Origin of the sequence: Saccharopolyspora dendranthemae, from assembly GCF_007829955.1 — a bacterium.
Lineage (GTDB): Bacteria > Actinomycetota > Actinomycetes > Mycobacteriales > Pseudonocardiaceae > Saccharopolyspora > Saccharopolyspora dendranthemae.
Genome location: NZ_VIWX01000005.1, coordinates 215,986 through 229,521, shown reverse-complemented (window position 1 = coordinate 229,521; position 13,536 = coordinate 215,986). Strand labels below are relative to the sequence as shown.

17 protein-coding genes are annotated in these 13,536 nt (G+C 67.2%); 9 read left to right on the top strand and 8 right to left on the bottom strand.

Annotated features, from left to right (window positions below; genetic code table 11):
* Positions 1 to 13: 13 nt before the first annotated feature.
* The 4 genes from FHU35_RS22765 to FHU35_RS22750 are packed head-to-tail and all read right to left on the bottom strand — an operon-like array spanning position 14 to position 4,035.
* Positions 14 to 718 carry an N-acetylmannosamine-6-phosphate 2-epimerase gene (locus FHU35_RS22765; RefSeq protein ID WP_145743121.1) on the bottom strand — a complete coding sequence of 235 codons (705 nt, stop codon included), beginning with the start codon at positions 716 to 718 and terminating at the stop codon, positions 14 to 16.
* Entirely contained in the window at positions 708 to 1,634 is a 927-nt protein-coding gene (locus FHU35_RS22760; RefSeq protein ID WP_186459570.1) for an ROK family protein, read from the bottom strand. Before FHU35_RS22760 ends, FHU35_RS22765 begins: the two co-directional genes overlap by 11 nt.
* The gene (locus FHU35_RS22755; protein WP_145743117.1) at positions 1,631 to 2,551 is read right to left on the bottom strand and encodes a dihydrodipicolinate synthase family protein; all 921 of its coding nucleotides are present in this window, start codon (positions 2,549 to 2,551) and stop codon (positions 1,631 to 1,633) included. The genes FHU35_RS22760 and FHU35_RS22755 overlap by 4 nt, the downstream gene beginning before the upstream one ends.
* Positions 2,552 to 2,580: 29 nt before the next feature.
* Entirely contained in the window at positions 2,581 to 4,035 is a 1,455-nt protein-coding gene (locus FHU35_RS22750) for an MFS transporter (protein WP_145743115.1), read from the bottom strand.
* A 172-nt stretch (positions 4,036 to 4,207) separates the two neighbouring features.
* Between FHU35_RS22750 and FHU35_RS22745 the strand changes: the two genes are divergently transcribed.
* Positions 4,208 to 4,957: a FadR/GntR family transcriptional regulator gene (locus tag FHU35_RS22745; protein ID WP_145743112.1), complete on the top strand. Its 750-nt coding sequence runs from the start codon at positions 4,208 to 4,210 to the stop codon at positions 4,955 to 4,957.
* Positions 4,958 to 4,999: 42 nt separating this feature from the next.
* Here the strand turns inward: FHU35_RS22745 and FHU35_RS22740 are convergent, their stop codons facing one another.
* Positions 5,000 to 5,467 (bottom strand): VOC family protein, encoded by a 468-nt coding sequence (locus FHU35_RS22740; RefSeq protein WP_145743109.1) that lies wholly within the window; start codon positions 5,465 to 5,467, stop codon positions 5,000 to 5,002.
* Between the two features lie 527 nt (positions 5,468 to 5,994).
* On the opposite strand from FHU35_RS22740, the gene FHU35_RS22735 reads away from it, so the two are divergent.
* The 5 genes from FHU35_RS22735 (at position 5,995) to FHU35_RS22715 (ending at position 10,557) form a co-directional block, all read left to right on the top strand.
* Positions 5,995 to 7,335 carry a pentapeptide repeat-containing protein gene (locus FHU35_RS22735; RefSeq protein ID WP_145743107.1) on the top strand — a complete coding sequence of 447 codons (1,341 nt, stop codon included), beginning with the start codon at positions 5,995 to 5,997 and terminating at the stop codon, positions 7,333 to 7,335.
* A 664-nt stretch (positions 7,336 to 7,999) separates the two neighbouring features.
* Positions 8,000 to 9,208 (top strand): helix-turn-helix domain-containing protein, encoded by a 1,209-nt coding sequence (locus tag FHU35_RS22730; RefSeq protein ID WP_145743105.1) that lies wholly within the window; start codon positions 8,000 to 8,002, stop codon positions 9,206 to 9,208.
* A 91-nt stretch (positions 9,209 to 9,299) separates the two neighbouring features.
* The gene (locus FHU35_RS22725; RefSeq protein ID WP_145743103.1) at positions 9,300 to 9,530 is read left to right on the top strand and encodes a hypothetical protein; all 231 of its coding nucleotides are present in this window, start codon (positions 9,300 to 9,302) and stop codon (positions 9,528 to 9,530) included.
* Positions 9,527 to 9,721, top strand: a complete 195-nt coding sequence (locus FHU35_RS22720) for a hypothetical protein (protein WP_145743101.1) — start codon at positions 9,527 to 9,529, stop codon at positions 9,719 to 9,721. Before FHU35_RS22725 ends, FHU35_RS22720 begins: the two co-directional genes overlap by 4 nt.
* A 272-nt stretch (positions 9,722 to 9,993) precedes the next feature.
* The gene (locus tag FHU35_RS22715; protein ID WP_145743099.1) at positions 9,994 to 10,557 is read left to right on the top strand and encodes an HD domain-containing protein; all 564 of its coding nucleotides are present in this window, start codon (positions 9,994 to 9,996) and stop codon (positions 10,555 to 10,557) included.
* On the opposite strand, the gene FHU35_RS22710 is transcribed toward FHU35_RS22715, so the two are convergent.
* Together FHU35_RS22710 and FHU35_RS22705 are read right to left on the bottom strand one after the other, a co-directional pair.
* Positions 10,545 to 11,021, bottom strand: coding sequence for an NUDIX hydrolase (locus FHU35_RS22710; protein WP_145743097.1), 477 nt, complete (start codon positions 11,019 to 11,021; stop codon positions 10,545 to 10,547). The genes FHU35_RS22715 and FHU35_RS22710 overlap by 13 nt on opposite strands.
* 11 nt (positions 11,022 to 11,032) lie before the next feature.
* Positions 11,033 to 11,773 carry a helix-turn-helix domain-containing protein gene (locus FHU35_RS22705; protein WP_145743095.1) on the bottom strand — a complete coding sequence of 247 codons (741 nt, stop codon included), beginning with the start codon at positions 11,771 to 11,773 and terminating at the stop codon, positions 11,033 to 11,035.
* A gap of 185 nt (positions 11,774 to 11,958) precedes the next feature.
* On the opposite strand from FHU35_RS22705, the gene FHU35_RS22700 reads away from it, so the two are divergent.
* Positions 11,959 to 12,162: a hypothetical protein gene (locus FHU35_RS22700; protein WP_145743093.1), complete on the top strand. Its 204-nt coding sequence runs from the start codon at positions 11,959 to 11,961 to the stop codon at positions 12,160 to 12,162.
* 6 nt (positions 12,163 to 12,168) lie between these two features.
* Here FHU35_RS22700 and FHU35_RS22695 read toward each other — a convergent pair whose 3' ends face one another.
* Positions 12,169 to 12,498 (bottom strand): helix-turn-helix domain-containing protein, encoded by a 330-nt coding sequence (locus tag FHU35_RS22695; RefSeq protein WP_145743091.1) that lies wholly within the window; start codon positions 12,496 to 12,498, stop codon positions 12,169 to 12,171.
* 165 nt (positions 12,499 to 12,663) lie between these two features.
* On the opposite strand from FHU35_RS22695, the gene FHU35_RS22690 reads away from it, so the two are divergent.
* Positions 12,664 to 12,972 (top strand): hypothetical protein, encoded by a 309-nt coding sequence (locus FHU35_RS22690; RefSeq protein WP_246110511.1) that lies wholly within the window; start codon positions 12,664 to 12,666, stop codon positions 12,970 to 12,972.
* On the top strand, positions 12,969 to 13,508 hold the full coding sequence (locus FHU35_RS22685) for a hypothetical protein (RefSeq protein WP_145743089.1): 540 nt from the start codon (positions 12,969 to 12,971) through the stop codon (positions 13,506 to 13,508). Before FHU35_RS22690 ends, FHU35_RS22685 begins: the two co-directional genes overlap by 4 nt.
* Positions 13,509 to 13,536 lie beyond the last annotated feature (28 nt).

Genomic DNA, 13,536 nt, shown 5'->3' with positions numbered 1-13,536 from the left:
AGTGGTTCTCACCTCACGCAGGGCCGGATCTCGTGGCCTGGGCGAAAGACCGGGTGATCCAGGACGGATCGGTGATGGCGGTCCCGACGACGACCGCCGTCGCACCGCGCTCCACGGCCTCGGCGACCGACGACGGCGAGTGGTAGCGCCCCTCGGCCACGATCGCGTGCTCCGGAAGCGCACCGCGCAGGCCCGCCACGAGCGCGAGATCGGGACCCGGCCCGGTGCGGCCGGCCGTGTCCTCGGTGTAGCCGGACAGCGTGCTGGCCACGACGTCGGCACCGGCGGCGGCCGCGAGCTCGCCGTCGGGCAGCGTCGCGACATCGGCCATGACCAGCGCCCCCTCGTCGTGCACGGCCTTGATCACCGTCGCCAGGTCAGCACCGTCGGGGCGCGGCCGACTGGTCCCGTCCAGCGCGACGATCTCGGCACCGAGGCGGGCGACCGCGAGGGCGTCCTCGACGGTGGGAGTGATGAACACACCGGCCCGATCGTGCTTGGTCAGCCCGATCACCGGCACGTCGACGGCCTGGCGCACGGCGGCGACGTCGTCGAGACCACCCACTCCGCCGCAGCGGATCGCGCGGGCTCCGCCGTCGACCGCTGCGCGGGCCATCCGCGCGATCGTGGCGGAGTCGCGCAGCGCGTGCCCGTCCCCGGCCTGGCAGGACACGATCAGACCGCCTTCGATCTGCTGGATCACGCGGTCACGACTCATGGACGACCTCCGGGCTGTGGTGCGCGGCCACCCGTGCTGCACCGAGCACGGGTGTGTCGGGCGTGGCGGGACGCAGGACGGGCGTCGTCCTCGCGGGTGGGCGAGATTCGGCGTCGAGCGCGGCGGCGAACGGGCCGAGCAACGGGTCGCCGAGCCCGGCCGCTCCTCCCGCGACCACGACGGCGTCGAGGTCGAGCGCGGTGACCAGGCCGGACAAGGTCCTCCCGAGGAGGTGTCCGGCGCGTTCGACGACGAGCGCGGCACGCTCCTCACCGTCGCGGAGCCGGGCGGCGACCTCGGGCAGCGCGGGAGCGTCCTCGCCCCCGGCGGCGTACGCGGCGGCGATCGCCGGTCCCGCCGCGACGGCTTCGAGGTGGTCGTGACGCCCGCAGCCGCAGGGCAGGTGGCCGGGTTCGGGCGTGATCAGGTGGGCGATCTCCCCGTGCGTCCCGAACCGCCCCCGCAGCACTCGGCCGTCGACGATCAACGCCCCGCCGACGCCGGTTCCCAACGACACGTACAGGACTCGCCCGAACTCGCGGACCTGCTCGTCGAGCGCCACGGCCGCCGCGGCGGCCCGGACGTCGTTGTCGACCGCGACCGGCAACCCGGACCGCTCCGACAGCGGACCGGCGATCTCGGTGCCCAGCCACCCGGGCACCGTGTCGGTGCACGAGGTCACGCACCCGCTGACCGGGTCGATCGTGCCCGGGGCTCCGACCCCGACGGCGCGGACGGGCTCGGGGCTCTCCCGCAGCAGGCCGCTCACCAGCTCATTCGCCCGTTCGACGATGTCGCGCCCCCCGGTGCGCGGCGTGGGGCAGCTGCGGCGAGCGCTGACCCGGCCGCCGTCGTGGACGAGTCCGGCGACGATCTCGGTGCCGCCGATGTCCACTCCGATGAGGACGTCGCTCACAGCAGTCCCGCCTGGTCGAGCAGGGTCCGGATCGTGGCGACCTCCTGCTCGGCGAGCGGGAGCTGGGGCGGCATGGTGGCCGGGCAGTCGATGATGCCGCGCAGGTGCAGGGCCGCCTTGAACGATCCCAGTCCTGCGGAGCTGGGTCCGATGCGCGCGGGGTCCCCGGCTTCGACCATGCGGAAGAGGTCCGCCAGGCGGTCCTGCTCGGCGGCCGCGGCCTTGAGATCGCCGTCGCGCACGTGCCGGGCGAGCGCGAGGTAGCCGTGCGGGTCGACGTTGCCCAGACCGGGCACAACGCCGTCGGCACCGTTGGCCAGCGCGTTGTCGACGGTCAGCTCCGACCCGGTGAGCACGACGGGCCCGCGCTCGCCGCGCATCTGCAACAGCCTCCGCAGACCGGCGTCGTCACCGCTGGAGTCCTTGACCCCGGTGATGACGCCGTCCTCGGCGAGCCGCAGCAGGAGCTGAGCGGAGAGCTTGGTGTGCACCGACACGGGCAGGTCGTAGGCGTAGAGGGGGACGTCGACGCCCGCGGCCACGGTCCGGAAGTGGTGCTCGACCTCGGCCGGGTGGGTGCGCGTGTAGAACGGCGCGGTCGCCACCACGGCGTCGACCCCGGCGCGCGCGGCCGAGCGTGCGTGGGCGAGCACTCGCGGCGCCGTCATGTCGATCGCTCCGGCGATGACCGGGACCTGACCGGCGGCGACCGAGGTGGCGACGTCGATGACGGTCGCGCGCTGCTCGTCGTCGAGGTACGCGGTCTCGCCGCTGGACCCGAGCACGAACAGCCCGTCCACCCCGGCCTCGATCAGGAAGTGCAGCAACCTTTCGAGCGAGGCGGTGTCGACGTCGAGTTCGGGGGTCAGCGGGGTGCAGACGGGCGGCACGACGCCCGTGATCGCGGCGGTGGTCATCTGTTTTCCTCGTGGATCTCGTTGTGCGGTCAGGTCGTTCGGGCTGAAGCGGCGTCGAGGGTGTCGGCGGCGTCGGGCCTCAGAAGTCGTTGCAGCCGAGCCGGAGCGTCGATCCCGATCAGCACCAGCACGACGGTGGTGAGGGAGAACGACAGCACGGCCAGCGCGGTGCCGAGGCTCATCGACGCTCCGAGTGTCGCGCCCAGGGTCGGAGCCACCGCTCCGCCGAGCGCGCCCACGTTGTAGAGGAATCCGAGGGCGGCGACTCGCTGCTTGATGGAGAAGTAGCCGCCGATCCACTTCGGGAGCAGGCCGGAGATGCCCTGGCCGAAGACCTGCTGCACGAACAGCAGCACGCCCAGGAGCACGAGGCTCGATCCGCCCACGGCGAAGACCGGGAAGATCACGATCTGCGAGATCAGCAGGCTGCCCCAGTAGGCGCGGCGGGTGCCGAACCGGTCTCCCGTGAACCCGGCGACGATGCAGCCCGCGGCGGCACCGAGCCCGGAGAAGGACAGGACCTGGCTCGCCTCGGCCGGGGAGAAGCCCAGGTCGGTCTTGAGGTAGGTCGGCAGAAGCGACTGGATCGGCCACGAGTAGAGGAAGGCGCAGAACACGATGACCATGACGGCCAGGCCGGTGGGCCAGCGCGGTCCGGAGAACTGGACCACGTAGGACACGAAGACCGCGGCCACGAGCAGACCGAGAACCGCGATGAGCCAGGTGGGGACACCACCGGCGGTGAAGATCACCACGAGCGCGACGGTCGCGAGGACTCCGGTGGTGATGTTCACGGGCGTGCGCCGACCGCCGAAGAGGGTGTCGGTGACCGGCGGGGCGTCGGAGTCCTTGCCCTGCTGCTCCTTCCAGTCCCGCGACTCGGGGAGGCTGCGGCGCAGCCACACGGCGACGGCGATCGGCAGGAGCCCGATGATGAACAGCGCCCGCCACCCGAACGACGGCACGACCAGGCTGTAGACACCGGCCGCGAGCACGGTGCCGATCGAGTAGCCGGAGATGAGGAAGCCGCTGGCCTTGTTGCGCATCCGGGTGGGCCAGGACTCGATGACGTAGGTCGAGCTGGCTCCGTACTCACCGGCCATGCCCAGCCCGATGACCAGCCGCGCCGCGAAGAGGACCCCGTAGCTGGGCGCGAACCCGCAGGCCAGGGTGCCGACCGAGAACAGCGCGATGCTGAGCACCATTCCCGACCGCCGTCCGAAGCGGTCGGAGTAGGCGCCGATCGCGAGGCCACCGATCCAGCGCGAGATGAACGCGGCGGACACGAGGGTGGCCGCTTGCACGTCGGTGAGACCGAATTCGGCGCTGATCTCGGTCAGCACCAGGGTGATGAGGACGAAGTCGAAACCGTCGAGCAGGTACCCGATCCACGCCGCGACGAACGCTTTCCACTGACTCCGTTCGAGCTGCCGGTACCAGGGCTGGGAAACGCCCCCTGCGGCCTCCGCCTTCTCACCGTCCATGTGCTGCACCTCTGCTCCCTTGCAGGCCATGCTCCGCGACGTAGGATGTCTGATGTCTAACGTCTGCAGCACGGTAGATCCCGGGACGGGGTGCTGTAAAGCCTGATCGGAGGAAAGGTCTGATGTCCTACGTCGGGTAGAGTCCGGGCGCGGAGGACTAGGAGTGGATCAGATGCGCACTGCGAACCGCCGGTCGAGCGAACGCACCGCCGGCGCGAAGGCGGGCGGGCGGGCAGCCCCGCGCCAGGAGACGACCGCCGACCGGATCAAGGACTACATCCTCGCGGAAGGCCTGCGACCGGGAGATCTGCTGCCGACCGAGGCCGAGCTGTGCGACCACCTCGGGGTGTCGCGCTCCAACGTCCGCGAAGCGGTCCGCCAGCTGTCCACGTTGGACATCGTCGAGGTCCGGCACGGGCACGGCACCTTCGTGGGCAACATGTCGCTCGACGCGCTGGTCGAATCACTGGTCTTCCGAGGCGTTCTCGCCCCCGGCGACGACCTCCGCGCCCTGCGCGAGGTGATCGACCTGCGCCTGACCCTGGACCTCGCCATGGCCGAGCGCATCGTGGACGCCTTCCGCGGCACCACCAACCCGGAGCTGCACGCGCTGGTGACGGAGATGGTCACCAAGGCCACCGGCGGCTCACCGTTCCCGAACGAGGACCGCGCCTTCCACACCGGACTCCTCGCCCGCCTCGACAACTCCCTGGTCGGACAACTGGTCGGCGCCTTCTGGGACGTGCACACAGCGGTGGTCCCCAAGCTCGGCGTCTCCGTCGCGATGGACCTCGAACGAACCGCCCGAGCCCACGGCGAGATGCTGGAAGCCGCAGAAGCAGGAGACGCCGAACGCTTCCGCCACGCGGTGACCACCCACTACGAACCCATCAAGCGCTCCCTGGACCAACGAGCCGACTGACCCGGGCAGTCCGCGTTGCAAGTCGACCCGTGAGCCGCTGAGTCATCGCTGGTCCGCCTCGCCGGCGCTGGCGGGCCGGTCGGCGAAGATGCCCTGCAGCATGCCGGTGGCTTGGCCGATCTCGATGAGGTAGCCGTCGGGATCGCGCAAGTAGCAGCGGATCTCGGCCTTGCGATCGATCGGCTCGGTGACGAACTCGGCGCCCTTGCTTCGCGCCTCGTCGTAGAAGGTCGCGATGTCAGCGACGCGCACGTTGAGGAACGCCGAGACCGCGTCGGCGGCCTGCGGCGTGCGCAGGGTGATGCCGGGCTTGTCGGGAGTGGGCCCACCCCCGGGATTCATGATGATCCAGGTGTTGGCGACCTTGACGATGCACGGGTTCTCCTCGAGCACGACGCGCCCGCCGAAGATGTCGGCGTAGAAGGCCCGGGAACGGGGCACGTCTCCCACGGTCAGGAAGTGCGTCACCAGCAAGCCGTCATCGGGCGCGGGCAGATCATCGCGATTCATCGCGGTCGCCTCCTCAACGAGTTCGGATCAGGCCGGACGCGGCGCGCCGTTCGGCCTCGTCCGGCAGGCGAACGCCGACAGGACCTGCGTTCCCCAGGGTCCAACCCGCACCCAGCACTGCAAGTCGACCACCCATCAGCAGCCACGCGGAGAAGGCAGTCCGCCGCCCGAGGAAGGTGAAACCGCGCCTGGCACACCAATTCGGTGCACGAGACAGGCATTCAGACAGGCGAAAACGAACCAGGGCCGATGCTCGGAAGCATCGACCCTGGTCACTGGGGTGGAGCTGAGGGGATTCGAACCCCTGACCCCTTGACTGCCAGGCACATCACACAGGTGTGCTACATGCATGGCCTGCTGCGCTGACCAGCACCGGCGGTCCTCCCCCGTCCACATCGGTCCACAGCCGTCGCCACCGATTGACAGGCAGTTAGACAGGCAGAGCGAACGAGCGACCCCAGGGCTGGAACTAGGACGATGGGACCAAATTCGGCGACGGATCGTGCGCTCGCTGCCATGATCGAGCCATGAGCGAGCTCTATCGAGTCCGCGCGAAGGAAGCACCGCAGCCTGCCGATCGCGCACCCAGCGTAATGCCAGCTTGGTCGATCTGGTTGGGCGCTGGCCTCCTACTCCTCGTGGCGACGACTTCAATGTGGGCGTTGCTCACGCTGTTCGGCACCGAAGACAAGGTTCAGTTGGAAGCGAACAAGGTACGTCTGGAGATCATCAAACTGTCTGGCAGCGTCGTAATCGGCACAGGCGGAGCCGCTGCACTTCTACTCGCCGCTCGCCGACAGCGCTCGACCGAACTGAGCATCGCACAGACCGAACGCGACCTGGCGTACAAGGAGCACGATGCCAACGAAAGACGCGCCACTGATCTCTACATCGCAGCGACCGAACAGCTCGGCTCCGATAAAGCACCCGTCCGGCTCGCGGGGCTCTACGCGCTGGAAAGGTTCGGGCAGAGCAATCCTGAATACCGTCAGACAGTTGTTGATGTGCTGTGCGCCTACTTGCGCATGCCATTCGCGCATCCAGACGACAAATCATACCCAATTCCCGAACAAGATAACAGCGTGACACCCGAACGGCGAGTACTTTATCTTGACCTAGCCCCAACACTGACAGCCGCTGCCGGCCTTCCACTGGATGGCGCTGACCGTCAACGACAAGAGCAACAGGTCCGCCTCACCGCTCAACGGATCCTTGTAAACCATATCCATGCGTATTTCGATGAGAGCGGGAACCAAAAAATAAAGACATTCTGGCCCGGGATGAACTTGGACCTCACCGGAGCCGCACTAGAAGATGTTGCGATGTTCAGGGCGCATGTCCGCACCGCCAAATTTAACTCCGCCGTTTTCTACGGAAAGTCACACTTTAACGGCGCTCAATTCAGCGGATTTGCCGAATTCAGAAATGCTGTTTTCCACAACTCAGCAATCTTCAAAGAGGCCAAGTTTCATACATTCGCCGACTTCGAGGGGGCACAGTTCCCAGATTGGACACGCTTCGACAACGCACACCTGACATGGGGCACCTTCGAAGATGCGCACTTTCCCAAATTGGTCAGTTTCGAAGGTGCGCACTTTTTTTCGAACGCCGACTTCAATCGCACCCGCTTCGAAGGAGAGGTCAATTTTCAGAGTTCCTACTTCCACAATGGCGCTTTCTTCCTGGCCACAAAATTCACCTACGCTTCTTTCGAAGGAGCACGCCTACGCACAGACGTCGATAGAAGGGGGGAGGTTTGGCCCGTCGAATGGTTGCCGGAATGGACAGACCAAGACGAAGGCGAAATCGAAGGACTTGAAGGAAATTGGATATTCTTGACGAGAACCCCCGATCCCGACGGGAATTAATGACCTCGTGGCCACTCGGAGCTGGCTTAGTTAGGCCGTTCCGAGCGAGGCCGCACTCAGCCAGCTGCAAGCAAGGAAAACGATTTAACGAGCTTTGACCGCCGCAGCGGCGACTAACTGGGTCACAACTATGCCTGGCCGTCGGGAGTGGTTGGTGAGTTCAAAAGTGGCGAGTGCCCACCAGTCGCCGGTGATGGTTTGGTGCCAAGCGTGCAGAACTCCGGGGACGGTTTTGGTGATGTCGATGCCGGCGGCGCGGACTCGGAGTGGCACACCGTCGAGGCCGCCGGGACGTGGTCTGGGCGGGAGGACGTAGGCCAGTTTGATCCAGATGGGGACTGGGGCGTCTGGTCGTCGCCGGGTGCCCTGCCAGTCCCCGTTTTTGTTCGTCATGTGGCGCCCGCTCTGGTGTGCCCGGAGGGCGGGCCGGCCGAATGGGGTGCAGTCGGCCGGCCCGCATCGGACCGGGCGATCTTCCCCATCGCCCCAGCCCGACTTGCAAACATTCTAGAACGCGCGTTCGAAAGATCGCCAGTTTGGCGTTGTGCTCGATCCGGGCGTGTTGCTGCTGGCATGCTGGATCTTGCCTCCCGCCGGAGGTGTTAGCCCCCAGGGGACGCTCTGGGGGCGCCGGTGGGGGTTTCCGGCGGGAAGGTAGAGGACCATGTCCGAGGAGTCTTTCGGGCAGGCCTTGCGGCGTCATCGTCGTGCGGCCGGCCTGTCTCAAGCCCAACTTGCCCAGGAACTTCACCTCGACCAGGGCAATCTCTCCCGGTACGAAAACGACCGGCAACGCCCCGAGCCCGCGACCGTGGACGCCTTAGACGCGCTCCTGTGCGCCGACGGGGAGCTCCGCGCCCGGGCCACCGCCGCTCCCCCGCAAACTGCGACCAGGGGAATCCCGGCCGCCGGTGCGGTACAGCCGAGCGACGAGACCGATGCGATGGAGTTGGCTCGCAGGGTCGCGGCCTCCGACATCAGCGCCGAGACGCTGGCGCAGCTGGAAATGGCCTTCGATGACCTGGCCACGGCTTACCCCGCGTCCAGCCCGCACGATCTGCTGCCTCGGCTGCGGGAGCACCTGGGCTACATCTCCCAGCTCATCGACGCGCCCCGCAAGACCCTCGCCGCCCACCGCCACCTGCTGGTGCTCGGCGGCTGGTTCTCGCTGCTGGCCGCCACAGTGCACATCGATCTGAATCAGCACGCGCCGGCCACCGCTCGGCTGCGCACCGCCGCCAGCCTGGCCACCCACGCCGACCAGGACGAGATCCGCGCCTGGTGCTACGAAACCGAAGCCTGGCGCACCCTCACCAGCGGCAATTACCGACGTGCCGCCGAGCTCTCCCAGCACGCGCAGGCCATCGCGCCAACCGGAAGTTCGGCGGAGATCCAGGCGACCGCGCAGGAAGGCCGGGCGTGGGCGCGGCTCGGGGCAGCTGATGCCACCTACCGCACCGTCGAGCGAGTCCACTCGCTGTCGGCGCACTTGCCGAAGCCGGTACCGGCCGAACACCACTACCGCTACGACCCAGGTAAGGCAGCGGCCTACACCGCCACCACCCTGGCCTGGCTCGGTGACCCGGAAGGCGAACAGCACGCCCGCGAGGTCATCGCCCGTTTCCGGCCCACCAACGACTTCCAGCCCTGGCCCCGCCGCTACGCCACCGCCCACGTCGACCTCGCCCTGTGCGCAGCCCGCAACGGCCGCCTGGATGAAGCCGCCGACGCGGCCCAGACCGCGATCGAGTCCGGGCAGGTTGCGCCGTCCAACTGGTGGCGTGTGCGCGAAGTCCTCAACCACGTCACCGCAGGAAAGCTCCCAACCGCAGGAGAGCTCCAGGACTCCTACCGGACCATGACCAGCCGCTAACCACGCCTGGCTATGCGCATCGGCGCTGAGTTGATGCGCATAGCCCCGCATTCAAGGTCACGGGCAGTGTTGTTTCGGCAGCGTTGGGTGCATGGATGCGGCACGACCAACGCCACCGCTTGATGCGGGCCTGTGGACCAGCCCTGACGGCTGCGTCCACATCCGCAACGCCGGGACCGGAGACACCTTCTGCGGTCAGCCCGTCGGCAACTACGGCACCCAGCCCACCCAGGCCTGCGAAGACTGCGTCGCGGTGAGCCTGCGCGAGTACGCCCGCATCCACGCCTGCGACCTCATCTGCCGGAAGCAGGGCGAGTCGTGAGCGCCCCGACCAAGTCCGAGCAGCGCTACGCCCAGGTGTGGACCGATCACCTCGGCGTCGCACACGAACGCCGCCAGGACGACCACGGCCGCACCCTCTGCGACCTCAGCGCAGGCGAGAGCAACCGCCCGATCTCGGCTCGCGCCTGTCGAAGCTGCATCACCGAACACCTTGCATCCGAGATCCCCTAGCAGCCGAGGGGCGCGGATGGCCCCGAACTCCGCGCCCCTCGGTGTTCCATGCCCGCCCACCCCTCCGGGCCTGCCCGAACGAGCCGCGTACGGCGCTCTCAGCGGGCCATGAGATCGCCGACACCACTACTGACCAGCGAGGCAAGGACAAGGCCGTGCCTCCCAAAAAGATCTGCGAGAGCCTGGCACAGCGCTCCGTAATCACCAGGCTCCGATGCACAACCCGACTCGCCGATGACCGATTGAGACCGTGAAAGGTAGCGTGAGCGCACATGGAGCTGGTCCAGCAAGCCGCCGAGACCGCGGAACACTTCGTGGCCCCGCTGGGGCGCCGTTGGAAGCATGTTCAGGCGGTCGCCGCGCGCGCGTCCGAGCTCAAAGACGCCGTGCCATCGAGGGACCGAGACACCTTGGTCGCCGCGGCTTGGCTGCACGACATCGGATATGCGCCCGAGATCGGGCACACCAAGTTCCACCCGCTCGACGGCGCTCGGTACCTGCGCGAGCAGGAATGGCCCGAGGTGATCGTGAACCTCGTTGCACACCACTCCGGGGCACGCTTCGAGGCGGACGAGCGCGGCATGTCCGACGAGCTGGCCGAGTTTCCGTTCGAGGATTCAGCGTTGCTGGATGCCCTGGTCACAGCCGACCTCACCACGGGGCCGGCGGGGCAACGTCTGACCTACGACGAGCGGATCGAGGAGATTTTCAGCCGCTACACCCCCGAGGACCCGGTTCACCGCACGTGGGTCAAGGCGCGTCCAGTGCTTGCTGAAGCTGCCCTCCGCACCGAACAGCGCTTGACCGCTCAGCGGTTGGCGTCTCACCCCAAGTAGGGCTGCGTGCGAGTCTCGTCCAGAGCGTGATCGATGCGCAGGCGCATCGAGGTGTGAATGTTCAGGCGATCGAGGTCCGTTGGGGCGACCCAGCGGACCTCTTTCGTTTCGCTGCCGTCCTCGCGCGGCTGACCGCCGACCCACTTGGCCTCGAAGCACAGCGAGAACTGCTGCCGTACTTCCCCATCGTCATAGGCCATGACGTGGTTGGGGTTGGTGTAGGTGCCGACTAGGCGCACGACCTCGACGTCAAGGCCGGTCTCCTCCTTGACCTCGCGAACCACGGTGTCGGTGAGGGATTCGCCGGCGTCGTGGCCACCGCCCGGCAGCGCCCACAGGTCGTTGTCAATCTTGTGGATCAGCAGGATGTCGCCGGCATCGTTGCGGATGGCTGCAGTCACCGATGGAACGACCGAGTTGGCCGCCGGTGCGTTGGGGTCGTTGAAGTAGTCCACACGAGCCACTGTTGTGCTCCTCAAACGGTTTCCGGCGTGGCTTCCTGCCACACGCGCTCGAACGACCGCAGGTAGTGCTCCCACATCGGCCCGTCGTCCACCCGCCGCAGATGCAGCACGGGGTTCTCACCTGCGAGGGAGCCGAAGGCGTGCCCGTTGACGAGCATCTGATCGTCGAACCGGTAGATCGAGTTGTAGAGGATCGTCCCGTGGGTCCGGATCTCGACGCTGTCCAACTCGGCAACTTTGCTCAGATAGCGCCGCATCATCTGAATCCGGCCTTCCAAACCTCCAGTCGTCCCCTCCTCGATCGCGCGCTGGATTACCGCCGACGAGGTCTCATCCCCCACGGCGAAGCGAAAAACCGTGCCCTCTTCGGCTTTCCGCCTGATCACGGGCAGGATGTTGTGCTGCTCCACGAGGAACTGTCCTGAGAAGACCAGCACCTCCATGCGCTCCTGGACGCCGTGGATCAACTCGTTCCACAGCTCGAACGGCACAGCCGAGCGAGACGGAAACAGGTGCACCAGCTCAACGTCCTGGTTCGGCGCGGTGTGCGGGTCCTCCGCCAGGGACGGCCAGAGCTGGACCTCGGACGTGCCAAGCAGCTCAGCGACCTTCCTCCGGGTCTGCCGGTGCGGTTTCCGCTCCATGGTGATCCAGCGTCCGGCAGTCTTCTCATCGACTCGCACCTTGGCGGCGACCTCCTCAATCGTGAGGCCGGCCGCGCGCACCGCTGCGCGAAGACGCTCGTTCGCCATCTCTACCCCGGGGACGTTTTGAGGATCTTTTGGGACGTCGAGCAGACGTTATAGAGCTGCGAAGACGTCTGCAACCGACCCGGAAAGACCCGTGGGAACGTCCGCGGTTTCGCGGTGAACTTGTTGCCAGAGACGGAAAAACCCCGACCACCAAATCGGCGGCGGGGCTGACCGAGGAGGCAACTATGGCGAAGAACGCGTTTCCGATGATGCCGAAGGCCGGCGGCGGCGTGATGCCGAAGCTGATCGGCTTCCTGGTTCTGTTCGCGGTCGGATCGATGATCATCAAGCAGCCGGTCGAGTCCGCCACCGTGATCGGCGGCCTGTGGACGAAGTTCGCCGGCGCGGGCGACGCCCTGGCGACGTTCCTGCAAGCGATCGGCGGCTGACCGATGTCAGGCCTGCTTACCCTCCAGCGCGACGAGACGTTCCCGCAGCTCAGCTACCTCTTGACGAAGTCGGACGACGTCTGCCCGAAGGTCCACGTCGTCTTCCGGGGCCTCACCTTCGAGGACCTGGGCCAGGTGGTCGGACGGCCAGCGGAGTGCTTCGGAGATGGCAGCCAGAAGGCGCGGGCTGCGTCGGCGCGGCTCGTAGTTGTTCTGGAGCTGGCGCAGGGTCGCGGTACTCACCCCGGACCGCTCGGACAGCTCTCGCTGCGTCAGGTCGAGCTCCGCCAATCGGGTGTTGATTGCGGTCGCTACTGCGTCCCAGTCCTTGCCCACGACACCTCCCGTTGACCCACTCCTATCAGCGCAAATCCTAGCGCTGAAGTTCCCAGTTCCCCGAGAAATCCCAAGCCGGAGTTATCCGTGGTCACCCTCCATCGCTTCCGTAGCGCTAATAGTTGCGCTAATGTTCTCGCATCGCTCAAGGAAGGAGCCCGAGAGATGCACTCTCACAACTACGACGCATTCGCATCTGACCTGCACGAACAGCACGACATCGAGGTCTACGCCTCGTTCGGTGCCGAGCTGGCGAACTGCGAGGCCGAACTCAGCGAGTTCGAGCAGGACGCGGTGCGGAGCTACTGGGATCAGGTCATCGCCGAGGAACTGGGCGAGCTGCCCGTGGCGCCCTTCGTCTGGTCGGAGCTGGGCGCCGGGGAGCGCACACGGCTGCGTCGTTACGAGCGTCGCGAGGCCGGCGCCGTGCTGCGGCTGGTCACCACCGATGCGGACTCCGGGGAGGCGGCGTGAACGGGTTGCTGAATTGGCTGTTGTCCGGGCGGCCGGTGTCGCAGTTTTCGACCGAGGACGGTTCTCGGGGTGCTAGGCGGCGGCGTGAGCTGACCTGCCTGGGGCACAAGCCCAGCCGGGGTGAGCAGGTCACTGAGGTGACGGTGCGGTGGACCTGCGAGTGCGGTGCGTTCCGCTTCGAGATCGACGCGCCTCCGCCGCACGTTGATGAGGTTCCCACGGCGGCGTATCTGGAGATGGAGCGTTGGGGGCTTCAGGGCAAGAAGGGGCCGTGGCGTTCCCAGATCACCGGCAAGCCCTTGCAGGTCGAGCACGCCGAACCGGCCGAGGAGACGGCCGAGTCGAGTGCGTCGGAGGAGACGCGGCGCGAGCTGCGGTGCGACCGGCAGGCCCGGGAGTACGTCCAGCGGTACGGGCCGTGCGCGGCGCGGGATGAGGCCTATTGGGCGGATCACCGCAATGACGCCTTGATGGCCGAAGCCCTGTTTCGGGCTGCCGAGCGTGTCGACGGCGGCGAGACCACGTGGGCTTTTTGATGCACCCGACCCAGCAGGCCAGTCGCCA

Excerpts from the sequence above, each read along its gene's own strand:
- FHU35_RS22765 (WP_145743121.1), bottom strand. The coding sequence starts at position 718 with ATGAGTCGTGACCGCGTGATCCAGCAGATCGAAGGCGGTCTGATCGTG.
- FHU35_RS22755 (WP_145743117.1), bottom strand. The coding sequence starts at position 2,551 with ATGACCACCGCCGCGATCACGGGCGTCGTGCCGCCCGTCTGCACCCCG.
- FHU35_RS22750 (WP_145743115.1), bottom strand. The coding sequence starts at position 4,035 with ATGGACGGTGAGAAGGCGGAGGCCGCAGGGGGCGTTTCCCAGCCCTGG.
- FHU35_RS22745 (WP_145743112.1), top strand. The coding sequence starts at position 4,208 with ATGCGCACTGCGAACCGCCGGTCGAGCGAACGCACCGCCGGCGCGAAG.
- FHU35_RS22740 (WP_145743109.1), bottom strand. The coding sequence starts at position 5,467 with ATGAATCGCGATGATCTGCCCGCGCCCGATGACGGCTTGCTGGTGACG.
- FHU35_RS22735 (WP_145743107.1), top strand. The coding sequence starts at position 5,995 with ATGAGCGAGCTCTATCGAGTCCGCGCGAAGGAAGCACCGCAGCCTGCC.
- FHU35_RS22730 (WP_145743105.1), top strand. The coding sequence starts at position 8,000 with ATGTCCGAGGAGTCTTTCGGGCAGGCCTTGCGGCGTCATCGTCGTGCG.
- FHU35_RS22725 (WP_145743103.1), top strand. The coding sequence starts at position 9,300 with ATGGATGCGGCACGACCAACGCCACCGCTTGATGCGGGCCTGTGGACC.
- FHU35_RS22715 (WP_145743099.1), top strand. The coding sequence starts at position 9,994 with ATGGAGCTGGTCCAGCAAGCCGCCGAGACCGCGGAACACTTCGTGGCC.
- FHU35_RS22705 (WP_145743095.1), bottom strand. The coding sequence starts at position 11,773 with ATGGCGAACGAGCGTCTTCGCGCAGCGGTGCGCGCGGCCGGCCTCACG.
- FHU35_RS22700 (WP_145743093.1), top strand. The coding sequence starts at position 11,959 with ATGGCGAAGAACGCGTTTCCGATGATGCCGAAGGCCGGCGGCGGCGTG.
- FHU35_RS22690 (WP_246110511.1), top strand. The coding sequence starts at position 12,664 with ATGCACTCTCACAACTACGACGCATTCGCATCTGACCTGCACGAACAG.